The organism is Dethiobacter alkaliphilus AHT 1, assembly GCF_000174415.1.
Classification (GTDB): domain Bacteria; phylum Bacillota; class Dethiobacteria; order Dethiobacterales; family Dethiobacteraceae; genus Dethiobacter; species Dethiobacter alkaliphilus.
Genome location: NZ_ACJM01000001.1, coordinates 161,151 through 184,913 on the forward strand (window position 1 = coordinate 161,151; position 23,763 = coordinate 184,913).

22 protein-coding genes and 2 pseudogenes are annotated in these 23,763 nt (G+C 44.4%); 19 read left to right on the forward strand and 5 right to left on the reverse strand.

The window, feature by feature from the left end; translation table 11 throughout:
• Window positions 1–11: 11 nt before the first annotated feature.
• The 5 genes and pseudogenes from yhbH to DEALDRAFT_RS00810 all read left to right on the forward strand — a co-directional run bounded on the left by yhbH (window position 12) and on the right by DEALDRAFT_RS00810 (window position 6,780).
• The gene (yhbH, locus tag DEALDRAFT_RS00790; protein WP_008513915.1) at window positions 12–1,184 is read left to right on the forward strand and encodes a sporulation protein YhbH; all 1,173 of its coding nucleotides are present in this window, start codon (window positions 12–14) and stop codon (window positions 1,182–1,184) included.
• A gap of 8 nt (window positions 1,185–1,192) precedes the next feature.
• Entirely contained in the window at window positions 1,193–2,578 is a 1,386-nt protein-coding gene (locus DEALDRAFT_RS00795) for a SpoVR family protein (RefSeq protein WP_008513916.1), read from the forward strand.
• Window positions 2,579–3,015: 437 nt separating this feature from the next.
• Window positions 3,016–3,666: a PAQR family membrane homeostasis protein TrhA gene (gene trhA, locus DEALDRAFT_RS00800; RefSeq protein ID WP_008513917.1), complete on the forward strand. Its 651-nt coding sequence runs from the start codon at window positions 3,016–3,018 to the stop codon at window positions 3,664–3,666.
• Between the two features lie 140 nt (window positions 3,667–3,806).
• Window positions 3,807–5,374 (forward strand): annotated as a pseudogene (locus DEALDRAFT_RS00805) (ABC-F family ATP-binding cassette domain-containing protein).
• A gap of 131 nt (window positions 5,375–5,505) precedes the next feature.
• The gene (locus DEALDRAFT_RS00810; protein ID WP_008513920.1) at window positions 5,506–6,780 is read left to right on the forward strand and encodes a DEAD/DEAH box helicase; all 1,275 of its coding nucleotides are present in this window, start codon (window positions 5,506–5,508) and stop codon (window positions 6,778–6,780) included.
• Between the two features lie 117 nt (window positions 6,781–6,897).
• Here DEALDRAFT_RS00810 and DEALDRAFT_RS00815 read toward each other — a convergent pair whose 3' ends face one another.
• A complete protein-coding gene (locus DEALDRAFT_RS00815; RefSeq protein ID WP_008513922.1) occupies window positions 6,898–7,422 on the reverse strand; it encodes a nitroreductase family protein in 525 nt (174 codons plus the stop codon).
• A 201-nt stretch (window positions 7,423–7,623) separates the two neighbouring features.
• Between DEALDRAFT_RS00815 and DEALDRAFT_RS00820 the strand changes: the two genes are divergently transcribed.
• Window positions 7,624–9,033, forward strand: coding sequence for an MATE family efflux transporter (locus tag DEALDRAFT_RS00820; RefSeq protein WP_008513924.1), 1,410 nt, complete (start codon window positions 7,624–7,626; stop codon window positions 9,031–9,033).
• Between the two features lie 43 nt (window positions 9,034–9,076).
• Here the strand turns inward: DEALDRAFT_RS00820 and DEALDRAFT_RS00825 are convergent, their stop codons facing one another.
• Window positions 9,077–11,281: an alpha/beta hydrolase family protein gene (locus DEALDRAFT_RS00825; protein WP_008513926.1), complete on the reverse strand. Its 2,205-nt coding sequence runs from the start codon at window positions 11,279–11,281 to the stop codon at window positions 9,077–9,079.
• A 19-nt stretch (window positions 11,282–11,300) separates the two neighbouring features.
• Entirely contained in the window at window positions 11,301–11,807 is a 507-nt protein-coding gene (locus DEALDRAFT_RS00830) for a hypothetical protein (RefSeq protein WP_008513929.1), read from the reverse strand.
• A gap of 97 nt (window positions 11,808–11,904) precedes the next feature.
• On the opposite strand from DEALDRAFT_RS00830, the gene DEALDRAFT_RS00835 reads away from it, so the two are divergent.
• Entirely contained in the window at window positions 11,905–12,501 is a 597-nt protein-coding gene (locus DEALDRAFT_RS00835; protein WP_008513931.1) for a vWA domain-containing protein, read from the forward strand.
• A 45-nt stretch (window positions 12,502–12,546) separates the two neighbouring features.
• On the opposite strand, the gene DEALDRAFT_RS00840 is transcribed toward DEALDRAFT_RS00835, so the two are convergent.
• Together DEALDRAFT_RS00840 and DEALDRAFT_RS00845 are read right to left on the reverse strand one after the other, a co-directional pair.
• A complete protein-coding gene (locus DEALDRAFT_RS00840; protein WP_008513933.1) occupies window positions 12,547–13,095 on the reverse strand; it encodes a DUF302 domain-containing protein in 549 nt (182 codons plus the stop codon).
• Between the two features lie 102 nt (window positions 13,096–13,197).
• A complete protein-coding gene (locus DEALDRAFT_RS00845; protein WP_008513935.1) occupies window positions 13,198–13,887 on the reverse strand; it encodes a Crp/Fnr family transcriptional regulator in 690 nt (229 codons plus the stop codon).
• A 247-nt stretch (window positions 13,888–14,134) separates the two neighbouring features.
• Between DEALDRAFT_RS00845 and DEALDRAFT_RS00850 the strand changes: the two genes are divergently transcribed.
• The 12 genes and pseudogenes from DEALDRAFT_RS00850 to DEALDRAFT_RS00900 all read left to right on the forward strand — a co-directional run bounded on the left by DEALDRAFT_RS00850 (window position 14,135) and on the right by DEALDRAFT_RS00900 (window position 23,722).
• The gene (locus DEALDRAFT_RS00850) at window positions 14,135–15,355 is read left to right on the forward strand and encodes a YecA family protein (protein WP_008513937.1); all 1,221 of its coding nucleotides are present in this window, start codon (window positions 14,135–14,137) and stop codon (window positions 15,353–15,355) included.
• A gap of 211 nt (window positions 15,356–15,566) precedes the next feature.
• Window positions 15,567–16,088: a cysteine hydrolase family protein gene (locus tag DEALDRAFT_RS00855; RefSeq protein WP_040378291.1), complete on the forward strand. Its 522-nt coding sequence runs from the start codon at window positions 15,567–15,569 to the stop codon at window positions 16,086–16,088.
• On the forward strand, window positions 16,088–16,900 hold the full coding sequence (gene nadE, locus DEALDRAFT_RS00860; protein ID WP_008513942.1) for an NAD(+) synthase: 813 nt from the start codon (window positions 16,088–16,090) through the stop codon (window positions 16,898–16,900). The genes DEALDRAFT_RS00855 and nadE overlap by 1 nt, the downstream gene beginning before the upstream one ends.
• Before the next feature lie 18 nt (window positions 16,901–16,918).
• The gene (locus DEALDRAFT_RS00865) at window positions 16,919–17,332 is read left to right on the forward strand and encodes a secondary thiamine-phosphate synthase enzyme YjbQ (RefSeq protein WP_008513943.1); all 414 of its coding nucleotides are present in this window, start codon (window positions 16,919–16,921) and stop codon (window positions 17,330–17,332) included.
• 220 nt (window positions 17,333–17,552) lie between these two features.
• Complete coding sequence (locus tag DEALDRAFT_RS00870) at window positions 17,553–18,821, forward strand: hypothetical protein (RefSeq protein ID WP_008513945.1); 1,269 nt, start codon at window positions 17,553–17,555, stop codon at window positions 18,819–18,821.
• Window positions 18,822–19,057: 236 nt separating this feature from the next.
• A complete protein-coding gene (splB, locus tag DEALDRAFT_RS00875; protein WP_008513947.1) occupies window positions 19,058–20,086 on the forward strand; it encodes a spore photoproduct lyase in 1,029 nt (342 codons plus the stop codon).
• Between the two features lie 99 nt (window positions 20,087–20,185).
• On the forward strand, window positions 20,186–20,761 hold the full coding sequence (locus tag DEALDRAFT_RS00880) for a TetR/AcrR family transcriptional regulator (RefSeq protein WP_008513950.1): 576 nt from the start codon (window positions 20,186–20,188) through the stop codon (window positions 20,759–20,761).
• Window positions 20,761–22,257 carry a phytoene desaturase family protein gene (locus DEALDRAFT_RS00885; protein ID WP_008513951.1) on the forward strand — a complete coding sequence of 499 codons (1,497 nt, stop codon included), beginning with the start codon at window positions 20,761–20,763 and terminating at the stop codon, window positions 22,255–22,257. Before DEALDRAFT_RS00880 ends, DEALDRAFT_RS00885 begins: the two co-directional genes overlap by 1 nt.
• Window positions 22,258–22,351: 94 nt before the next feature.
• Entirely contained in the window at window positions 22,352–22,606 is a 255-nt protein-coding gene (locus DEALDRAFT_RS00890; protein ID WP_008513954.1) for a type II toxin-antitoxin system Phd/YefM family antitoxin, read from the forward strand.
• Complete coding sequence (locus DEALDRAFT_RS00895; RefSeq protein WP_008513955.1) at window positions 22,599–22,937, forward strand: type II toxin-antitoxin system RelE/ParE family toxin; 339 nt, start codon at window positions 22,599–22,601, stop codon at window positions 22,935–22,937. The genes DEALDRAFT_RS00890 and DEALDRAFT_RS00895 overlap by 8 nt, the downstream gene beginning before the upstream one ends.
• 215 nt (window positions 22,938–23,152) lie before the next feature.
• Window positions 23,153–23,212, forward strand: a pseudogene (locus tag DEALDRAFT_RS17515) (hypothetical protein); the annotation flags it as partial.
• Window positions 23,213–23,287: 75 nt separating this feature from the next.
• The gene (locus DEALDRAFT_RS00900) at window positions 23,288–23,722 is read left to right on the forward strand and encodes a TetR/AcrR family transcriptional regulator (RefSeq protein ID WP_243441118.1); all 435 of its coding nucleotides are present in this window, start codon (window positions 23,288–23,290) and stop codon (window positions 23,720–23,722) included.
• Window positions 23,723–23,763: the final 41 nt, after the last annotated feature.

Here is a 23,763-nt window from a genome sequence, read left to right on the forward strand (position 1 = left end):
TGGTGATAAACATGGCCATTTTCAGAGAGTTTGACAACAGGGGGCGGGACCGCTCTGGAGAAGACAGAAGAAGGCATCAGGAACTGGTGGAAGATGCCATTAAGCGCAATATTAAAGATATTGTTGCCGAGGAGAGCATCATCGGCCAAAGCAAAAACAAAAAAATTAAGATTCCCATTCGCGGCCTAAAAGAATACCAATTTATCTACGGGAGAAACAAACCCGGTGTAGGGACGGGAAAAGGCGATGAAAAAAGGGGCGATAAGATAGGTCAGGATCAGGTGGATGAGGGCCAGGGCCACGGCGAAGCAGGTAATTCCGAAGGTGAGGATATCTACGAAACAGAAATTACCATCGAGGAACTGATGAATTACCTGTTTGAGGATTTGGATCTGCCTTTTATGGAGAGAAAGAAATTCAGTGAACTTGAATCGGAAAAAATATTCAAGAAGCTGGGTTATCAGAGAAAGGGGATTCCCCCGCGACTGGCCAAAAAGAGGTCGGTCATTGAGAAGATAAAAAGAAAGAAGGCATCGCAAAGGGGTAAGCCTAAACCTTCAGTGCCGGAACCTGAGGAAGAAACGGAGCGTTTTCCCTTTAAAGAAGACGATTTAAGATACTATCGACTACGCCCGGAAATACGACGGGAGTCAAACGCAGTGGTGATCTGTATCATGGATACTTCCGGCTCCATGTACAGTACAAAAAAGTATTTGGCCCGCAGCTTTTATTTTCTTCTTTATCAGTTTATAAGAACCAAGTATGTTAATGTTGAGATCGTCTTTGTTGCCCATACAACGGTTGGCAAGGAAGTTTCAGAAGATGATTTCTTCCATAAAGGGGAATCGGGCGGAACGTACATAAGCAGCGGTTATGAAAAAGCTCTGGAAATAATTGAAGAAAGATACGACCCGTCCATCTGGAACATTTATGCTTTCCATTGCAGTGACGGTGATAATTGGCAGGAAGATGATGCCAAGGCAGTGGAGATGGCCAAAAAACTGTGTAGCATCTGTAATCTGTTTGGTTATGGAGAGATTATGCAGCGCTTCAGTACGATAAAAACGCAGTTTGCTACTAAAATAGATTATCCCAACTTTACGATTGTTACCATGTCAAAGAAGGAGGATATTATTCCTGCGCTTCGCAAGTTATTAGCCAAAGAGCGAGCGCTAATGGAGTAATAAATCATATGGGAGAATATACCCTTCAACAACTGGAGCAATGGAATGATAAGATTGAAGCTATTGCCCGCCAAGAGGGCCTGGATTATTATGAGCAGGAATTTGAAATCTGCAGCTATGAGGATATGCTTTGTTATGAAGCTTACGTAGGTATGCCGGCCCATTATTCGCATTGGAGCTACGGAAAAGTATATGAAAAAAAGAAAACACTCTACAGATATAATTTAGTTGGCTTGCCCTACGAAATGGTTATTAACTCAAATCCCTGCATCGCTTATCTTATGAAAGATAATACACTCCTTTTGCAAATTTTGACCATTGCCCATGTTTATGGACATAATGATTTTTTCAAAAATAACAGATTATTCGCCCAGGGTACCCGGGCTGAGATAACAGTGGAAATGTTTAAAAATCATGCCGACAGAATCAGGAGTTATATACAGGATCCCAGTATTGGCTATGAGAAGGTTGAACGTATTCTGGACGCTGCTCATGCATTAAGGTTTCAGATAAGCAGGGTGGTGGGGGAAAAACCTCTTTCAGATGCGGAAAAAAAAGACAGAATGCTCCAGCAGTACTATGAAGACATCAAAATAAACAGTCCGCTGGAGCAAAAAAAAGAAATTTCCTACCCCGATATGAACCGTATTCCGCTGCAACCAACCGATGATCTCGTCCAGTTTCTCATTGATTATGGCCGCCTGGAAGACTGGGAAAAGGATATTTTACAAATTGTAAGAAAAGAAACAAACTATTTCATTCCGCAAATCGAGACAAAAATTATGAATGAAGGCTGGGCAAGTTTCTGGCATTACAGGATTTTAAATCAATTGGAACTACCTCAACAGCTGCACATAGAATTTCTGAACCGGCATAACCAGGTTATCCGGCCTTTCTATGGTAGTCTTAATCCATACTACGTAGGCTTTAAAATATTTGAAGATATTGAAAAAAGATATGGGCGGGATAAAATTTTTGAAGTCCGTGGTATGGAGCGGGATGCATCCTTTATCCGCAAATATCTAACCGAAGAAATTTGCCGGGAACTGAATTTATTTGAGTACGCCAAAAAAGGAAGCTTCTATATTATTGAGGAAATTGCTGACGATAAAGGATGGAAATCCATTAGAGATACCATTGCCAATAGTGTGGGGATGTCTTCAATGCCCTCTATTCAGGTTGTGGAAATGTCGCAGCGGGACCGCACCCTGAAATTGAATCATGATTTTGACGGCAGGGAATTGGAACTAAGATACGCCTATGAAACCTTAAAACACCTTGCTACCCTGTGGGATGGCAAAATACAATTGACAACTATTATAAACAATGCAGAGAAAGTGATAGTGTGTGACGAAAATAAAAAAGTCACCATGACCGGTGTGCTGATAACTTAATCCCTTTATGCATCTTTTGGATTAATTCAAAATAACTCCCTCAGATTAATGAGGGAGTTATTTGTTCTACTCCAGATTCAGTCGGTTGCTTAAGATGTAATTGGTTATCAGGAAGTATCCTAATGCAGGGAGAGCGGTGGTTAAAATTATCACCCACATTACAAGGTGAATCATGGGTTCAACTGCCTGAAATGTTTCAAAGCTGCTTATATTTATACTAAACTGGAAAACAGCTCCTGCCAGCGCAACCGCTGGGATTTAACTTATGACCCTTAGAAATTCTGTAGTCGCTGGTCTGGTTGCATCTAAAGTATGTATGGTAGAATAAGTTGTAGCAAAAAAAGATGCTCCCCCTGCGGTTCAGTGGCATCATTGTATCTATGGGAGCTCTCGGTCTGATTAATTTATAGAAACGATTATCTGAAAGGGGAAAGAAAGTGGAAAACACAGGTAATTATAGTCCTGCTGAAGAAATGGCCAATGCCATAACACACGGAATAGGTACAGTACTTGCCATTGCCGCACTTGCAGTGCTGGTTGTATTTGCAGCACTAAGGGGGAGTGTGTGGCATATCGTAACATTTAGCGTTTATGGAACTACGCTAATCGTTCTCTACCTGTTTTCAACACTCTATCACAGCTTTACAAACCAGAAGCTCAAGGCAATCTTTAAAGTCATGGACCATTCCGCAATATATCTGCTCATTGCAGGCACTTACACTCCGTTTACGCTGATAGCTTTGCGTGGTCCTCTGGGTTGGACCATCTTCGGCTTTATCTGGGGCCTGGCCATAGTGGGAATAATACTTAAGGTGTTTTTTGTGAAGAGGTTCAAAGTTATCTCAACATTGACCTATGTTTTGATGGGTTGGGCAATTGTGGTGGCTTTTAATCCGTTACTTGCAAACCTTTCTGGCCAGGGTATTAGATGGTTGGTAAGCGGTGGTATTCTCTATTCTGCCGGCGCCATTTTTTATCTGTTTAAAAGGATTCCATACAACCATGCCATTTTTCACTTATTTGTGATTGGCGGCAGTGTGTGCCATTTTCTCTCTATCTTGCTGTATGTATTGCCTATAACAGGTTAGTACATAAGCGAGGCCCCGGTTATAACCCCCTTGTGCGGATTTTGTACTGTGCAAGGGGGTTTGTTTGTGTTACAATACTTAAATGTGCGTTTGTGCAAAACTTTCAATAAAGGCGGGACAACGTGATAACAGTTAGTAATATTGGATTGCGCTTTGGCGAGCGCAAGCTCTTTGAAGATGTGAACTTAAAGTTTACCCCTGGCAATTGTTATGGAGTTATTGGGGCAAACGGAGCGGGAAAGAGTACTTTTCTAAAGATCCTGGCCGGTGAAATTGAACCGGATAGTGGTGAAGTGGTAATAGCAAGTGGGATACGGATGTCCATTTTAAAACAGGACCATTACCAATACGATCAGTGTGTGGTACTGGATACGGTTATTATGGGTAACCAACGACTGCATGAAATTATAAAAGAGAAGGAAGAGCTCTACAGTAAGCCGGATTTCAGTGATGATGACGGAATGAAAGTGGCAGAACTTGAGTCGGAGTTTGCTGAAATGAACGGCTGGGAAGCGGAATCAGAAGCTTCCACTTTGCTGCAAGGATTGGGTATTGGGACTGATTTACACGATAAGCTTATGTCTGAGTTACAAGGGGCAGAAAAGGTGAAAGTACTGCTGGCTCAGGCACTCTTTGGTAACCCTGGCATTCTCATTCTAGACGAACCTACAAACCATCTGGATTTTAAGTCCATTACCTGGCTGGAAGAGTTTTTGATTGCTTTTCAGGGTATCGTTATTGTGGTGACTCACGATCGTCACTTTGTTAATAAAATCTGCACTCACATGGCCGATGTGGATTTCGGCAAAATCAAGCTCTATGTGGGCAACTATGATTTCTGGTATGAGTCCAGTTAGCACTGCAGATGATGCGTGACCAGAACAAGAAAAAAGAAGAGAAGGTAAAGCAGCTGCAGGAGTTTGTGGCCCGCTTTAGTGCCAATGCTTCCAAATCCAAGCAAGCCACCTCCCGTAAGAAAATGCTGGAAAAGATCGATTTGGATGATATTGAACCCTCCAGCCGTAAGTACCCCTATGTGGCGTTTAAGCCGGAGCGGGAAGTGGGTAACGATATCCTTACTGTGGTGGATTTATGTAAGACCATTGACGGGGAAAAAGTCCTGGACAATGTTAGCTTTACCATGGCCAAAGAGGATAAGATTGCTCTGGTTGGCACCAATGAGGTGGCCTATACCACACTTCTTAAAATACTAAGCGGTGAAATGGAGCCAGACAGCGGCCACTATAAATGGGGTGTGACTGTAACAAACGCCCATTTCCCCAAAGATAGTTCTCCCTATTTTCAGGACGAAGAGCTGAATTTGGTGGATTGGTTGCGTCAGTTTTCTACAGATAAAGCTGATTCTTATGTCAGAGGGTTTCTTGGCAAAATGCTCTTTTCCGGGGAAGAGGCCCTTAAATCACTGAAGGTCCTTTCCGGTGGAGAGCGGGTACGCTGCATGCTGGCTAAAATGATGCTTTGTCATGCCAATGTCTTGCTGTTAGACCAACCTACAAACCATTTGGATTTAGAGTCAATCACAGCATTAAACAACGGTCTGCGGGATTTTAACGGCAACATCATTTTTACCTCCCATGACCGTCAATTTGTCCAAACCATTGCTACCCGCATCATGGAATTTACACCTTCGGGAATTGTGGATTTGCGTGTTAGCTATGATGAGTATTTGGAACGGACTGCCGTTTAGTTAAAAACATCCTGAAGCTGCGAAACGTGTGGGCGTTACGCAGCTTTCTTTTTTCCCACTTTTGGAGTTGTCTAATATTGGTTCGTTCTGGCATACTAAAGATTAGATTTAAGAAGAAAGAGGTAGCTTACATGACCAAAGATTTTGCTTCATTAGGAATAAGAGGAGAATTACATAAAACATTGGCAGAGTTAGGAATTAGCGTGCCAACCCCTGTGCAGACGCAGGCAATCCCGGCTTTACTGTCTGGTAAGGATATTGTGGCTCAAGCCCAAACCGGCACGGGAAAGACCCTGGCTTTTTTGCTGCCCATTTTGGAGAAAGTTAAGGTAGATAAACCATTTATCCAGGCGCTGATTATTACTCCCACCCGAGAGCTTGCTCTGCAGATTACAGCTGAACTAAACAAGTTAGCAAGTACAGTTGGTGCAAATTCATTGGCAGTATATGGTGGACAGGATGTGGAGCGGCAGATTAAGAAGCTAAAAGGTGCAATTCATATCGTGGTGGGAACTCCGGGAAGGATATTAGATCATATGCGGCGGGGGACTATTAGCTTTAGCGGTGTGCAAATGTTAGTTCTCGATGAAGCAGACCAGATGCTGCACATGGGATTTTTACCGGAAGTTGACCAAATCATCGGGCAAACCTCCCCAAAGCGCCAAACCATGCTCTTTTCAGCCACCATGCCAGGCAGCATCCGCAATCTGGCCAAGCGTTACATGAAGACTCCGGTGGATATTAAAATAGAGAGTAAAAAAGTTACTTTGGATGAAATAAGCCAGCTGGTGGTGTCTACCACAGACCGGGCAAAGCAGGATACTTTATTTAAGTTGATAGATCAGTATCGTCCGTTTCTGGCGTTAATTTTTTGCCGGACAAAAAGAAGGGCTGCCAAACTAAACCAAGCACTGCTTGAGCATGGCTATTCTGCAGATGAATTACACGGAGACCTGTCGCAGGCTAAGCGCGAGCAGGTCATGAAACGTTTTCGCCAAGCACATATACAACTTCTGGTGGCAACGGATGTAGCGGCAAGGGGTTTGGACGTGGAAGGGATTACCCATGTGTTCAATTATGACATCCCTCAAGACTTGGAGAGCTACATTCACCGCATCGGCCGCACCGGTCGGGCGGGAGAAAAGGGCCTGGCCCTCACACTTGTGGCGCCCAAAGACAGCCCGATGCTTCAGGCAATAGAAAAAGGCCTGGGCTACTCTATTGATAACTTAAATGCGCCAAAGAATAGTGAGAAGCAGCGTAGAATTCAACCGGAACGCCAGGACAAAAAGTCAGTATCATCCCAAAACAGGCAACATCAGCCCAGTAAATTTAGTAAACGAACAGGCAAGCATGGGACAAAAAAGAATAGTGGAAAGGATATGTGCGTGGGCAGAAAGAAATAAGATAAGATCAGGACTTTGAAGGTCTTGGAAATTACGTCTGTACAGACTCGGGGAAAGAAGCTTATCTTAAAAAAATAAGAAAACCGTTGGGTTTAAGATGACCCAACGGTTTTGTTCTTACATCCAGTTGTGAGTTTCGAAGCTGACTGTTTCCTCCAAGGGCTTGCGTTTGCCCTGTCCCGGACTGGGGGGAGCGTCGCTTGCCGCATAGCCGATGCCCAGTACATTAACAGGAACAATGTGTTCCGGCAGGTTAAATTCATTACGCAAAACTTCCGGATTAAAGTAGCAGACCCAAAGGGTGCCCAAATCCAGGCGTGTTGCTTCCAGCATCATGTAGGTGGTAACAATACTGACATCGATGTCTGCACTGTCCATGTTATCAAAAGGACGCTTCCAGGACTGCTGCAGGTCGGCGCAGGTAACAATGGCCAAAGGGGCGCCATAGACTTTGGCCGACTTATCCAGTTTGGCCAGGCTGTCTTTTTCCTGCAGAACCAGCAGCTTGTGAGGTTGCAAATTCTTTGCTGTGGGAGCCAGTCGGCCAAACTCCAAAATGCTTTTCACTTTTTCCTTTTCTACCGGCTTGGAGTCAAACTTGCGGACAGAATATCGCTTTTGCGCAAGCTCCAGTAGTTCCATGTAGTTCACCCTTTCCTTAATTGCTATATTTAAACTTCAGCCAAAATTGGCAGATTTCCTTTTTGCCAGTAAAGTAAGCTGGGTTTTATAAGGTCTTATTAATGTTTTCCGCTTTAAACTGAAGGTATGCGCATAATCCTTTGACAGAAGAATGGTTGATATTTAACTGAGTTATGTGCAGTGGATAAAAGAGGTGTAATTGTGACAGTACCGGATAAACGAACTGCCATGCTTAGGGAAGGTAATGTACAAAAAACTCTTCTGGCCCTGGCTATTCCCTCCATTATCGGAATGGTAGTAAATGGAGTCTATAATATCGCAGATACTATTTTTGTGGGCCGCATCAGCACCAGTGCCATCGGAGCTGTGTCGGTGGTGTTCCCGTTTTTTATATTGATTGCCGCCATCGGCATTGCTGTGGGTATGGGTGCCGCGTCATATATCTCCCGCTCACTTGGCCGTGATAATAAAGAGGAGGCGGAGCACACCGCTGCCACCGCTGTTGGTATGGTAATGCTGATGGGTGTGATTTTTGCTGTTTTGGGACAATACTGGTTGGAGCCGTTATTGGGCATGTTTGGCGCCACCGAGACCATTTTGCCACATGCTGTGGCTTATGCGCAGGCACTGGTAATTGGTTCGCCCATTATTATGCTGAAAATGACTTTAAATAATATTCTGCGGGCTGAAGGCAGTGCCCATGCCAGTATGACTGCATTGGTAATGGGAGCAGTGCTAAATATTATTTTAGATCCGCTCTTAATTTTTACATTTAATATGGGGGTGCTGGGAGCATCGGTGGCCACCGTACTTAGCCAGGTAGTGGCGGTGGGTTACCAATTGTGGTACTTTTATTCCGGACGAAGCTATATCAGGCTTTCTGTTGCAATGTTTAAGCCCTCCAAAGTGATAGTGACGCAGATTATCAAAGTAGGTTTTCCCATGTTTTTGACCCAGTGCTTAAATAGCGTGGCTATGGCTATGATTAACACCGCTGCCATGCCCTACGGGGATTCAGCTGTGGCGGCCTTGGGAATTGTGAAGCGGGTGATGTCTTTGGGGATGTTTGCGGTATTTGGATATGGTCAGGGATTTCAGCCCTTTGCCGGCTTTAGTTATGGAGCCAAGAAGTTTGAGCGTCTGACGGAAGCCATTCGCTTCTCCGTTAAAGTTACCACAGGCTTTACTGTGGGGTTGGCAGTTTTGTTGATACTTTTTTCAGAACTTGTTATCTCCTGGTTTAGCAATGATCCCCAAGTTCTGCAGATTGGTTCCCATGCGCTAATGGCCTATAGTATCCCCTTTCCGCTACTGGGTTTCCAGCTTGTCTACTTTTCTTTATTCCAGGCTTTGGGAAAAGCCGTCCCTGCAGGGATACTTTCCGTATCCCGTCAAGGACTGTTATTAATTCCCTTTGTAATATTACTTCCCCGCTATATTGGCCTTGATGGGGTAATTTATGCTCAGCCGTTGGCTGACGGGCTTACTGTGGTGATGACTCTCCTTTTGTCGGTGTTAATAAACCGGGAAATACGCCGGGAGATGGATGAGCACCAAAGACAGGAAGAAAGGGAGTTGCTCCAGACTAAAACTGCACAAAAGCTAACCTAAAACAAACAGGTGGTAGAGCTAACGCTAGCTCCACCACCTGTTACTATTTTAGAGAGAATCCTAAAGAGTCTATCATAACCTTGCCGGGGCCGGAGGAGAAATGCAGGGTAACACTGGCAATTTTTTCGGCCTGTAAATCAGGGTTTTGCTCTTTAAAAACCTGCAACGGAAGCTCATAAGTCTGGAACACCGGTTCCGCTGCTTCCTCGTATTTGCCACTTCTCATCAAGCTGTCAAACCAGCTCATTTTCCCGTATTGAATATAAATTTGCTCTGCAAATGGCATGAATTGATCAAGGGGAAGGCGCACGGCAATATTGTCTGTGGTTTGCAGTTCAACTTCAATGACAGGGGCAAAGAGGGGGAAGGTGTAGTCCTTTGCTATCTCCCTTTCCAGATTAGCCATGGAGACAATCACGCTCTGGGGCTGGCCAGACAGTTGTGCGCGGTAAGCATCGGTTAGAATTGTACTATAGCGACCTTCATCCTCCCAGGCCAGAGTAACACCATAAAAACCTTTATTTCTACGACGTCGGTCCAGGGCTTCTTGGATTTCCCATAGTGAGAACCCCTCAGCTTCCACTTCCACATCGTATTCAAATGCGGTCTGATCACTGTTTCTTTCAAACTCCGTCATGGGCACAATCTGCCCGTCGGCAAACCTGCTTATATATTTAGCATCAGGAAGCCAGTTTGCGCCAAAGCGATAGTCTTTGAATAAGGGGATAAACTGCTGGTTGCCACGGAGGGCAGTTTCCAAAAATGCGGCAATGTAGACTTGGGTTACCTTTTGCTGTTCCTGGGGTTCCATAATATCTCTTAGATTAAGAAATAACCCGCGGGGAGGTGAGCTGTCCATTCGGCCCCAGTCGCTGTTAAACTGGCTGTGGTTAGCTTCCCCGATATAGACGGAGGCTTTAAACCTCCGGGAGCCCTGTTCAAAATCAGTGCGGGCATATTGGCGGTCACCCACAAAAGAATTTACATCACCGTCTTGAGCTCCGTGCAAAACAAGGTAGAAGGTATCATTTAAATTAGCAGCGCGGCCGTTAATCCGGCGATCGGTGGGGGCTATCCCCACCACTGCCTGGATTCCCAGGTCTTCCATGCCTGAAACGGTGGGGTCATCAGTAAACCAGGTCGTGTAGTCTGCCACCATGGCCGCCGCCTGGCCTCCTCTGGAATGGCCGATCAAAGCAATATTTTGCAGATCAACCTGCCGGTAAAAGGGTGTATCCGGCATTCTCTGAAAATCTTCAATTTGTAATAGGTGCTGCATCAGTATCCAGGCCCGCAGTTTCATGTCCTCTTTAGGGATGCCCGACCAGCCTGAATAGTTTAAAAAGTTCTGGTCCACAGAAATGGCAATAAAGCCCCGACTGGCCAAGAGTTTCCCCAGGTAGCCATAGCCGTCATCGGAAAAATGCTCCATTCTGTGGTTTCCGTGCACAATTAGAACCAGGGGAAATGGCCCTTCGCCCTCTGGCATCCATACGCGGCCGTTTAAAGGAATGCTGGTTTCATCAAATCCCCAGAAAAAGTTCCGTACCCAGGGCCACTCATCAATATAATGGGATGCATCCACAGAGGTGGACAGCAGTTCTGCACCTGAATTAAACTCCGGACGGTGTTTGTCCCCACCGCTACCGTAGGTAAAATAGTGATATGGATATCCTCCTGGTGTGGCCGGACTGTTACCCGACAGGGGGACAATCTGGCCGGCATCGGGGGAAAACCCGGGATGCGCGGTATCACCACCTGGGGGCCAGAAAAGGAAGATTAGATAAAAGGCCACAGGGAGCATAACAAAAGCTGTTTTTTGTTTTAAGCTTATTTTTCTGCTGGTGAGAAAAAAAATAAACAGTCCCAGCAGAAATCCCGCCACGGCATAGGTAACCCCAATTATGGCGGAGAACAGAATTCCCAGCTTATCAAGATATAAAATATAGTAAGTTAAGAAACCTGTACACAGCAAACTACTTACAAATAAACGTGGAACCGGTAAATGCATAAGTGAGAGCAAAAAGGCCGTCACTCTGGTTAACAAAAAGAAACCAATAATATGTAGGGTGAAATAGATGATTAGATCAGGGATTAGCCCCAAACCGGTGGGGTTCCCCAGTCCTGCTATGATTACTGCCAGGCCTGCCGCTATCCATAAACCTTTAGCTGTTACAAGCCAAAAGTGGCTGTCATATTCTGTTGTTTGCACTGCTCTTTTTTTCAGCCAGGTTAAGAATGTCTTCACTATTAAAGTATCCTTTCTACTATTCCAAAGCTCCTGCTAAAGGCTTTAGGCTAAAATAGTCTAAAGCCTGATTTATACTATGTAGGTCATAAATCCTTTTTTCCAGGCAGAATTGGATTACCAAATCAAAAGTGTCGCTCTCAGACAGAGAATAGCCGGCAGCACTGAGGAGCTTGTCAGCTTCTTTTTTATTTAGTTCCAATGCCATGGCCAGGGAGATAACAGAATTTTTACCCGGGCGGTACTCCGGGTTGGAGCGTATTTTGGAAAAGTGTCTGCGGTCAAGCCCGGCTTTTTTGTAAACTTCTGTGTCTCTGGCGCCGGTTTTATCAATGAAACTGAACAACACCTGGTTAAATGTTGGCTGACGTGTGGTTTTGATAAAATCATCCAGTTCGTTCTGTGGTATGTTCTCAGAAATTTCTTTTTCTGTATACAGCGGAGTCTCGCAACGGACAAAGTTAGAACATTCCAGGTGATTGTCAACGTACTCCTGTAATGCTGTCAGCATTTTTTTATTAAGCATATCCGGATTACCTCCAAAATGTCGCTAGCCAGGCGACCAGGTCATGGTTGAATTCAGCTATTATTATAACATGAATTAAAATGAAAGGATGGTAATTATGGATACTAACTTAACGGAAATTATTTTCCTGCTGGACAGGAGCGGTTCCATGGGAGGGCTTGAAACTGATACCATTGGGGGATTTAATGCTTTCATTGAGAAGCAGCGGCAGTTAGAGGGTAATATCATTGTTTCAGCAATACTTTTTGATGACAGGTACGAAATGTTGTGGAATGGCATCAAAGCGGAAAAGGCAGTGCTAACGGAGAATGAATATTATGTCAGAGGGTCTACCGCTCTGCTGGATGCGGTGGGAAGAACCATACTCGATGTAGGTTACAGGCTGGCAAGAACAAATGAGCAAAAAAAGCCGGGTAAAGTAATCTTTGTTATTACAACAGACGGATTGGAAAATGCCAGCCGGGAGTTTACTTATGAAAAAGTTAAGGAGCTTATAAAGCATCAGCAAAAGAAATATAACTGGGAGTTTATCTTCCTGGGGGCCAACATTGACGCTGCCAGAGAAGCGGATAGCATAGGTATCGCCACGGAAAACGCCTTTAACTTTGAAGCTACAAAGAGCGGAGTGGAAAGTATGTACTGCATGGTCTCCGAAGCAGTATCAGAAAAAAGAAAAGCCAAAACAACCAAGTAACATAAAAAGTCCACCCTCAAAAAGAGAGTGGACTTTTAATATGGCTTACTTAATAAGGTCTTGGACCATTGCTTCTGTTTCTTCAGCAACCGCTTCCATGACTTCTGCCACAACTCCTCCAAACGGAGCAGCCATTACACCGGAATTCAGGCGGGCGATATAGGTGTTGCCATTGCTTTTTTCATAGATGGCAATGGTGCAGGGCATTAAGGGAGATACCATGCGCTCATGGTCACCTTGCAAGATTTGAGCGGAGTATTCGCCTGAGCACAGGGCAATGATCTCAATATCGAGAATGTCGTAACCTTTTTCCGCTAAAATTTCCTTGTAATCATAAACTCCCACCACTGACCAGCCGGCATCCTCAACATTTTGCTTAAAACGCTCTACTGTTTCTGTAAAATCATACTTGCTTTCATTTTCCAGAACCATTTGCATCGGTTCCTGTTGTTCTTGCTCTGTTACGCCAAACGGATCCGCGTTTCCTCTCCATTCTGCCGGATACCCAAATGCAGCTGGTGCTTGGAGAAAGAAGCCCAGGAGAAATACCAACAACAACGCACTAACACCAAAAACTTTTAAATCTTTTCTCATTATGTTTCTCTCCTTATTGTATCATATTTAGTGTGCTCCGGAGCAACACCGTAAACTGTAACTAAATAATACAATACAGAGAGGTTTAATACCGTGACTAAGTCACAGTAGAATTATTTTTTTTAAAGATTCCAGGGATAAGATCTGAATCCGACCTCGGGAAAGCTGCACAGCCCCTTCTTCTTCCAGGTTTTTCAGTGTTCGGCTGATAACCTCCCGGGATGAACCGATCTCTAATGCGATTTGCTCGTGTGTAATCTTTAGCTTATCGCTGGAGCGCTCATTTGCCAGCATAATCAGGAACTTGGCCAGGCGCTGTTTTATGCCGGTGAAGGTGATGTTCTCCAAGACCCCGATCACATCTTTTAGCCTGTTTAAAGAGCTGGCAAAAATAAAACTCTGCAGTTGCGGATTTTCCTGTAAGATTTGTTTGAAAACCTTGGCCGGCAGGGCAATAACTTCGGTTTGCTCTTCCACCTGAGCAATGGCCGGAAAGTCGGTGTCGGTCATAATACTGTAGGCCGTCATCAGGCAGAAGTCGCCCCGGTGGATTCTGTATAAGACAACCTCCCGACCTTCTTCGGAAATCCTGGAGATCCGAATGGAGCCGTCTAAGATGAAAAAGATATTATTGCAGCTGAAACCGTCCTCCATCAGCACACTTCCCGGCGTAAACTGACGGCTGAACATACCCTCAATAAATAATTCTTCCTGTTTTGGGCTGAAGTACTCCATAAAAGAATACAGTGATTTCATCTTGTCATAAATAAGCTTCTTATCCAAACTGCTCACATCTCTTTCCCATTAAAGTCTCTGGTGTCGGGAAGCTATCTGTCTGCTTTGATGCTAAGTTAACTGTCCTATGGGAATTTCATTTATTCTTAATCACAGTTAATTATATCACAGAATTGGGCCACTTCAACCAAGCCGTCTTGATAGCTTCTGGGGAGGAATTGTAATATTGGTGCTGTTTTAGTAGGAATTACCATTGCCGGTGACGAAAGGTTAGGAAGATAAATATGCTAAGGGAGAATGGTACATGGACAGAAGAACAGAAAAGGCTTTATCCGATATGGTAGGAAAAGAAAGCGGCCATATCCGAGAGCTACAGGAGAAGAAAGAAAAGCGTTTTTGGCGAAATGTTGATACTTCAGGCAGCCTTTCCGAGGCCATTGAGGGGTTAACCAAAGATGAAATGGACAAAATCAGGAAGAACCTGAGCCTGAAGGGTTTAAGCTCCCTGACCAAAGCAGACTTGGCCGCCGAGCTCGTTAAAGTGATTCCTGCTGAATTTGAGACGCTTCTTTATAGTCTGGATAGGGAAAGATATGAGCTGATAAAAGCTGTTGCCGCCAATTCAGGTTCCTTAGACAACGTAGACATTTCGATGAAGAAGGCATCGGCTCTGATGGGATACGGCCTTGCTTTTGCCGGGATGAAGCAGGGGAAGAAAGTACTGTTTTTGCCGTCAGAGCTTGTGGAGTTGTTTGTCCGGACAGATGGAGACAAGCTGGAAAAAACAGTAGAACGCAATACGCAGTGGCTGCGTTTAACCTCCGGCATGATCTATTATTACGGGGTTATGGATGTAGAACTGATTACTGAGAAGATTAGCGAACTGACAGGCAGGGATGTCAATCCTTCCGAGTTTTTAGAAGTAATATTACATGCTTTTGGTTACTATGGTGAGATGAGATATTCCCAATACAGTATTTATGACCATCGGGTTGCTGACCCCGGAAAAATAGTGGATGAGCAGAAAACCAAATCAGGCCTTAATTACTATCCGTTTACCACAGAAGAGTTTTTAAAAGCCGGGGAGCCGGGCTATATTGACAGGACTCCGGCTATGGACAAGTTTATTAATCTGCTTTTAAAATATTATAAGTTAAAAGATGAAGAGACAAATGAAATCGCCTGGCAGTTAATAAAAAGTATTAATCAAGGCGCCAAACCGGAAGAGTTGCTTCAGTACTTACAAACACAGGTGGAGATCCCATCATTTGATTTTGCCCAACTGCTGACAGCGGAAATAATGAACTTATATAATAATACCCGACAATGGGCACTCAAAGGGTATACCCCTAATGAGTTATCCCAAAAAAACAAGAAGCCTTTAACACCGTTAGGCACCCCGCCGTCAACAGCTGCACAAAAAGAATCAAACGTTATCGACCTGAAAACCCGCAAAAAAATTGGCCGCAACGAACCATGTCCCTGCGGTAGCATGAAAAAGTATAAAAAATGTTGTGGTAAGTAATATTTCGTTACTTGTTATATTAGATTAACCAATAACCCTACTCTAACATGGTAACATTAACTTAGCTATTCCTGCCCATGGTATGTCTGGAAGAAAAGAGCCCTACAGAATAAATATATAATATCAATGCAGGCTATATCAGGCATTGCAGGTGGGAGCGCCCGAATACGGACGTTCCCTTTTAAATTATCTGAAATATAGGGATGATTTTATGCTGTTTATTATAGATATGCAAAACGATTTTGTAGATCCGAAGAGGGGGAGCATGGCTGTAAAAGGGGCTGAGATGCTGATTCCCGGGATTTTGGAGCGGATTAAAATATATGAAGAAAAGGGAGATTTAATATTTTATACGCTCAACATCCATGATATGGTGCCGGAAGATATGCGTAGCAAAGAGGAAATAAAATGGGGACAGGCTATTTACCCTCTACTTAAGGAAAATCTTAAAAAACACCATGCACTGGAAAAAAAGTATCATGCTATTTCACCTTTAGAGTTTGAAGCCTTCAGGCAAAAGTGTGCAGATAAAACACAATATATTAAAGAAATCGAACTGGTGGGAGTAGAAACCAACGTTTGTGTTTTGGCAAATGCCGTCGTCATTAAAAACATGTTTCCAACCTCGGATGTAATTATTAACAGCTCACTTTGCCTCAGTTCTGATCCTGATTTGCACAAAAAGGCGTTAGACATAATGGCTGGCATGAAAATGAAGGTGAGGAGTTACTAATGAAATTGCAGCAGGAGAAGTTAAATGATATTACTGCAAAACTTATCAACTGGATAAAAAATATTATGCAAATCAACGGTGGAAGCAAGGCTGTGATTGGAATTTCCGGAGGGAAAGACAGTTCTGTTACTGCTGCTTTATGTGTGGAAGCACTGGGCAATAAAAATGTGTATGGTGTTTTAATGCCGGACGGTATACAAAAAGACATCGGGTATGCCTATGAAATATGCACTCATCTAGATATTCCCCATGCAGTTATGCAAATTAATCCCGTGACGGAAGCTTTTTTCTCTGCTTTAGAAGGGTTAAGGGGTCATCTTATCCCGTCAGTATCGGATAAGACAAAAATAAACCTGCCTCCCAGGGTGCGCATGACCGCACTATATGCAATTTCGCAGTCTATACCGGGAAGCAGGGTGCTAAATACCAGCAATCTCTCCGAGGATTGGATAGGATATACCACATTATATGGCGATACGGCGGGAGCTCTTTCCCCATTGGCAATGCTCACCTCAGATGAGGTTATTCAGGTTGGCAGGAAGTTGGGCGTTCCGGAAAAATTCCTTATCAAGCCCCCGGAAGACGGGCTTACAGGAAAAACAGATGAGGAAGTGCTGGGATTTACCTATGACACATTAAATCGCTATATAAGGGAAGGTATTATTGAAGACACTAAATTAAAGGAAAAAATAGACCTCCTGCATAAATATAACCGTTTTAAATTTACACCGATACCCATGTTCCCGGCAAATTTGCCTATTAAAGCAGAGGATACCACCGGCATCTATGAACAAGACGGTAAATGCTCTTAAATGAGAGGAGAGGACCTAATGCTAAAAAAGTTTCAACTAAGCACCAACAATCGCTCCCAGATGTTAAACATAACCCAGAAAGTGCAGGAAGCCATCGGTGAGGCGGGAGCAAAGGAAGGCCTGGTCACCATTTACTGCCCCCATACAACAGGGGGGATCACAATCAATGAAGGGGCAGACCCCGATGTGGTACGGGATATTCTCCTTCATCTGGATAAACTATATCCCTGGGACAGCCCTGACTTTCGGCATGCCGAAGGTAACTCCGCCGCCCATCTTAAAGCCAGCACTGTGGGCCCCTCACAAACAATCCCAATCACAAACGGAGAAATGGTGCTGGGAACCTGGCAATCAATCTATTTCTGCGAATTTGACGGCCCCCGCACCAGAACATTTTTTGTAAAAGTACTTGTGGACAGAGGGACAGGTTAATTTGTCCACAAACCTCTGTAGCACGCACTGGTGTGTGTGCTATTTTTTTACTGCTAAATTATAACGCTTCGCAGATAGCGAAGCTGCTAAGGTAAGCAGTACAAAAGCGCGCGCTGAGGAAACCGAAAGAGCGCGCCTTTCTTGTGCCTTTTTTTTGCAGAATATGTCGCTTAACATACTGGAATAATTAAAATGATTGAAAAACGAAAGGAGACTACTTATGTTTAACCCTTTTCATGAAAAACCAATGCTGCTTGGCGATGCCATAACCGACTGGAACGGTATTTACCCCAAGCCGTACTCAAAAATGGAAGTTGACCCCTACACCAAGATCCGGATCATTTTGATGAACGGTATCGAAGTGGAAGCGGCCATGTTCTCCCATCAATTCCACCGTAACTGTACCAACAATGAACTGCGCCGCGATCTTGCCTTTTCACGCCGCATTGAGCAGCAGCAGCAAAAGCGAATCAATTGGCTCTCACCAATTGGTGAAACACCGCTGGAAACCACCATCGGCTACGAGCATGTGGCGGTGGATCTGACCGCCTGGCTTGCGCAAAATGAACCTGATCCTTATGTAAAACAAGCTCTGGATTTTGCTCTCCTGGAGGATTTTGATCATCTATACCGCTATGCCAACTTGCTGGATCTGGATAAAAACATTCCTTCTCAGAAATTGGTTAAGGATTATGTTGAGATTACTCCGGGACGTCCCACCATTGCCGAACACCGGCATCCCAATGATTCGGTAAAAGGACCAATCGATTTTAAAACTGCCGATATCCAGACCAAGCTAAACATACACATTATCACAGCCGGTGAGCAGCAAACCATGAATTTCTACAATAACATAGGCAACACTTACTACAATGACCTGGGCCGACAGCTGTATCAGGAAATTGCTATGATTGAAGAGCAGCACGTCTCTCATTACGGGTCACTGATGGACCCCAACTGCACGTGGCTTGAAAACCTGCTGATGCATGAGTACACAGAATGCTACCTCTATTATTCCTTCTATATGGACGAGGTTGACCCCAATGTGAAATCAATCTGGGAAATGCATCTGCATCAGGAAATAGCTCATCTGGAAAGAGCAGCAGCTCTCTTGCAGCAATATGAAAACAAACACTGGGAGCAGGTCATCCCCAATGGCGGAGCCTTCCCCAAACTGCTGCAGTTCCACGATACCAGGGACTATGTACGCAAAATCCTTGCACAGCAAATCGAATTAACATCTGACAGAGAAAATTACAGGAATGTCAATGACCTGCCGGATTACCATACCTTCTTCTGGTATCAGAATCAAGTGAATCACGATGTTCAGGCAGTCCCCAGCCATAAAGCAGTTTACAACCATCAGCAGATGAAGGGTCAGGATTACCGCTCAGAGGTACAGCCCAATGCTGTGCCAGCTTTGCAAGACCGTAAAAAAGATAACACCACCATCGCCAGAACAAAACAGCGGCAGCCGGCCGGAGTCTAGCGTTATCTAGAAATAAAAAAAAGGTGGTTAGGGCAGAAATGCCTAATCACCTTCTACTTTTTTTCTCTGCGACACGCCAGTCGCCTCCAGCTTTAACATATATCAGCTGCTAGCTATTATCAACTTTTATCAACCTAAACAAACAGATCTGTCTTCGCTTTTTCACTAAAAGTGCATCAACATTTACGAAAATAAACGCTCTTTAGGGGAATGCTATCTTCAAGGAGTGTTTCTTTATGACTAATAATACATGCTTTGCTCCACAGCGGGTCTTGTTTGAAGAACGGGCCCTGGATTATCCATTAGGGCGTTCCCTGTGGGAGAGATTTCGAAAAGAAGATAAAGAAGTTCGGGTAATTGGCAGCCATAACCGGGTTACCGGACTGCCCGGCAAAGATCCCGCCGAAAAGTTTAAAGAAGCCAAGCGCACCTTGGTGGTGGGAGTAAAAAAGGATGGGGAATTTGCCAAGTGCCGTCCGTCTGCTGATTTTCAGCTGGTTCTTTCCACCAGCTGCCCCGGCATGTGTGAATACTGCTATCTGCACACCACCCTGGGCCGCCAGCCGGTGGTGCGGCTCTATGTAAATGTTGAAGAAATCCTGGAGCGGGCAGAGAAAGTAATTAAAGAAAGAGCACCAGAGGAAACAGTATTTGAAGGTGCTGCCACCTCAGATCCGCTCCCCCTTGAGCCCTACAGCGGGGCACTGGCTCAAGCCATTACCTTTTTTGCTAAGCAAGAGCACGCCCGCTTTCGCTTTGTCACCAAATTTACCTGTGTTGACTCGCTGCTGGATTTAAAACACCAAGGAAAAACGGAGTTTCGTTTTTCGGTCAATACGCCGGAAATTATTAACCGCTTTGAACATGGCACCCCACGCCTGACAGCCAGGTTGCAGGCGGCAGCTAAAGTGTTTCAGGCCGGCTATAAGCTGGGTTTTCTTGTAGCTCCAATCTTCCTTTATGACGGTTGGCAAAAGTCTTATGAAGAACTGCTCTTAGAAATGAAGGACACCCTGCCTGCCAAAGCGGCACCATCTTTTGAGCTCATAACCCACCGTTTTACCGCCCGTGGCAAGCAAAACATTGCTGCCATTTTTCCCTCATCTGAGCTTCCCCTAAGCGAAGAGGAGCGCCGCTTTAAATACGGTCAGTTTGGTTACGGCAAGTATGTCTATACAAAGGAACAATACCAGGAAGCAGAACGATACTTGTCAGAAAAGATTAACGTATATTTTCCCAGTGCAGAGATATTATATTTTGTATAACACGCGTTATATTTTGCCTGAAAAGGGTTGACAGGCAAATTATTTTTAAGTAAAATATAACTAAAGTTATATAACATAAGTTATTCGAGGAGGAGTTAGATGTCACCTAAAACAAAGTTCAGCAAAGAAGAGATAGTGCACGCTGCTTTTGAAATAGCCAAAGAAGAAGGGTTTTCCGGAATTACTGCCCGCAGTGTGGCTAAACGGTTGGGCTGTTCCGTGGCGCCAATCTACGTTAATTTTGCAAACATCGATGATTTGACGGCTGCTGTGGTGGAGCGTGTCTTCGCGCTCTCCAATGAACTGACAGCTGCACAGGATGGGGAAGACATGTTTGCCAAGATCGGCAAAGCCAGCTTGGAATTTGCCCGGCAGTATCCGGTGCTGTTTCGTGAGTTGGCGCTGCAGCCTAATCCTTACATGGCTTCCTATGAATCGGTAGAAAAAGCCATGGTTGATGCTATGGGTGGGGATGAGAACATGAGAGACTGGAGCGTGGAACAGAGAAAACGTCTGTTTTTAAAATTGAGAGTTTTTCAGACCGGGCTTTCGGCCATGGTGGCTACCGGTAACATACCAGCCTGGCTTGATGAGCAGGGGGCAGAAGAGTTGTTACTTGAAGTGGGAGAAGAGCTTTTTAGACTGCAGCAGATGAAACGGGAGGAAGAGAGATAATGAAAAAGGTTGTTATCATCGGCGGGGGCGTGGCGGGGCTTAGTGCGGGAATCTTTGCCCAAAAAAATGGCTTTGAAAGTGTTATCCTGGAGAAACATCATACCCTGGGCGGGGAGTGCACCGGCTGGGACCGCCAGGGGTACCATATTGACGGCTGTATTCATTGGCTGGTTGGCACAAAGCAGGGAACTCCCATAAACGATTTGTGGAAGACGGTAGGCGCTTTGGACGGTGTGGACGTTTATCAACCAGACAGTTTCCTTACTTTTGAGCATAACGGCACCCAGGTTAACTTTTACCGTGACTTAGAACGCCTGAAGTCCAGTTGGCTTGAGATTTCCCCGGAGGACGAAGAGGCTATTAATGATTTTTGCCAGGCCATTGAAAAGTTGCAGTCCTTTGAGATACCCACCGGTAAACCGATGGATATGATGAATGTGTTGGAAAAAGTGAAGTTTATGCTCTCCATGAAGGATGCGGGCATGATTATGCAAAAGTACGGCAAAATCAGTCTGCTGGACTATGCCAACAGCTTTAAACATCCCGCCTTGAGTGGGGCTCTTGCCTACTTTGTGCCGGAGGATTTCGGCGCTTCCGCCAGCTCAATAATTTTTGCCATGGGCTCCTTTACCAAAGGGCAGGCGGGCATCCCTTTGGGAGGTTCCAGAGCTTTAGCTTTGCGCATGAAAGAACGTTACCTCTCTTTGGGAGGCGTGGTTGAATCCCCATGTGAAGCAACAAGTCTTTCCATTGAGAATAACAAGGTTACCAGTGTGATCTGCAATAACGGTAAAACTTTCACCGCAGATTATTTTATCGCCGCCTGCGATGCCAAAGTGTTGTTTGAGCGCCTGCTTAAGGGAGAGTATAATGACCCGGAATTTGAAAAAAGATACAATAACCCCACAGACTATCCTCTGGCTTCAGAGGTGCGTATAGCTTTGGGTTACGCAGGTAAAATGAATGAAATTCCCCGCACCCTGCGTTTTCCGGTAGCACCCGTTAAGGTTGGCGCCAACGCCGTTGATTATCTTACTTTAACCCATTATGACTACGAGCCTGGCTTTGCACCGGAGGGTCATAGCGTCATCACAGTCAGTGTTAATCAGGAAGCGGCCGACTATGAGGTGTGGCAGGCACTGTCCCAGGATAAACAGGCCTACCGTGAGGAGAAAGGGCGCATCGGTGAGGACGTTCTCCAAGCTATAGTTACCCGTTTGCCGCACATGGAAGGAAAAATTAAGGTTTTGGATGTGGCCACACCGAAAACTTTTGAAAGCTACTGCAATGCTTACCGCGGTTCCTTTATGGCTTTCTGGCCGACAGTCCGCAGTAAAGAATTAGCCCACACCGGCCAGATCAAAGGCCTTGATAACATCGTCTTAAGCGGTCAGTGGCTGCAACCTCCCGGAGGCCTGCCCACCGCACTGATTACCGGAAAAGACACAATTATGCGCATTTGCAAACAGGAGAGAAAGAAGTTTGTGCTTAATTAGTAAAATTAGTAAAAGAGAACTTATGGGTGCGTTAATTAAGATGAATATTACGTAAAATAATGGTATAATTATAGCAGCAGGAAGGAGGGGTTTTGTGCCAATTATTAAACCTATTTCCGACTTAAGAAATTATAATGAAGTGTTGCGTGATATTGCATATGGTGAACCAGTATTTTTAACTAAGAATGGCAGAGGTAAATTTGTTATCATTGACATTGACGAGTACGAAAAGTTAAAAGCATCCTTAAAACTTCTGTCGCAACTGGCTCAGGGTGAGCAAGTAGCAAAAGAAAAAGGATGGATGTCTATCGAGGAAGTGGAGGCCGAGCTGGGGATAGACGATGTATGAGTTGAAGATTTCTCCGGAGGCGAAAAATGATCTGGCAGAAATTAAAAAGTACATTTCTGAAGAGTTGTCTAGCCCACAGGCTGCAAAAGGTTTGGTTGCAAAAATAATGAAGAGAATACGTACTTTGGCGGAGTATCCTGAACTGGGAGCATCACTTTCTACAATAATTGATATGCAGACAGATTATCGGTTTCTTGTTTGTGCAAACCACCTCATTTTCTATAAACTTGAAAACTATACCGTTTTTATTTCTAGGGTTCTATATGCTAAGCGCGACTACTTGCGGGTTTTGTTTGGTAGTGTTCCTGTGGAAGATGAAAGGCAAGATTAGCCTGGGTGAAAATTCGCCTGGGTTTTTTTATTGCTTAATATCTTGTTAAGAGAAATTATGGAAAATGTTCTTGACCAGTGTGGTCGAAGCATATTATATTAAAAATAGACCAAGGTGGTCTATTTTGGGGTTGCACGTTAGGGGGGATGCGCTATTACGGATAAGTTTGAGAACCTGGAGCCTGATAAAAAAAGAGGATCTTAGATGCAGCCTATCTGGAGTTTGCCCGGCAGGGTTTTGAGCAGGCGTCAACCAACCGGATTGTAAAGGAGGCCGGTATCGGCAAGGGAATGCTTTTCTATTATTTTAAGAGTAAACAGGAGCTTTTTAACTATTTAGTGGAGTATGGTTTGGAATTTGTTTTGAAAGATTATCTCAGTCAACTCGATACTAACCAGACTGATTTTATTGAGAGGTATCGATTGGCTGCAGTAAGTAAATTAAAGGCTTACGTAAAAAACCCTCATGTGTTTAATTTTTTCGGCAATCTCTATATGAATAATCTGGAAGGGGTGCCGCCGGAGTTGGCAGAGCGGGTGAGTAAACTACAAGCCGAAGGCTTTGCCAAATTATTTGAGGACATTGATACCTCATTATTCAGAAAGGATATACCCTCTGAGCAGATTATCAAGCTGATACAGTGGTCAATGGACGGTTACACCAATGAACTCTTGGCATCACTAAAAGATCACAACCTGACAGAGGTGGACTTTGACCCTTATTGGGAAGATTTTTTCGAATTTCTGCAAGTCCTGAGACGAATCTACTACGAAAACAACCATTAAACCAAGTGATAAATAAAAACAAAAACAAGGGAGGTTTGCAA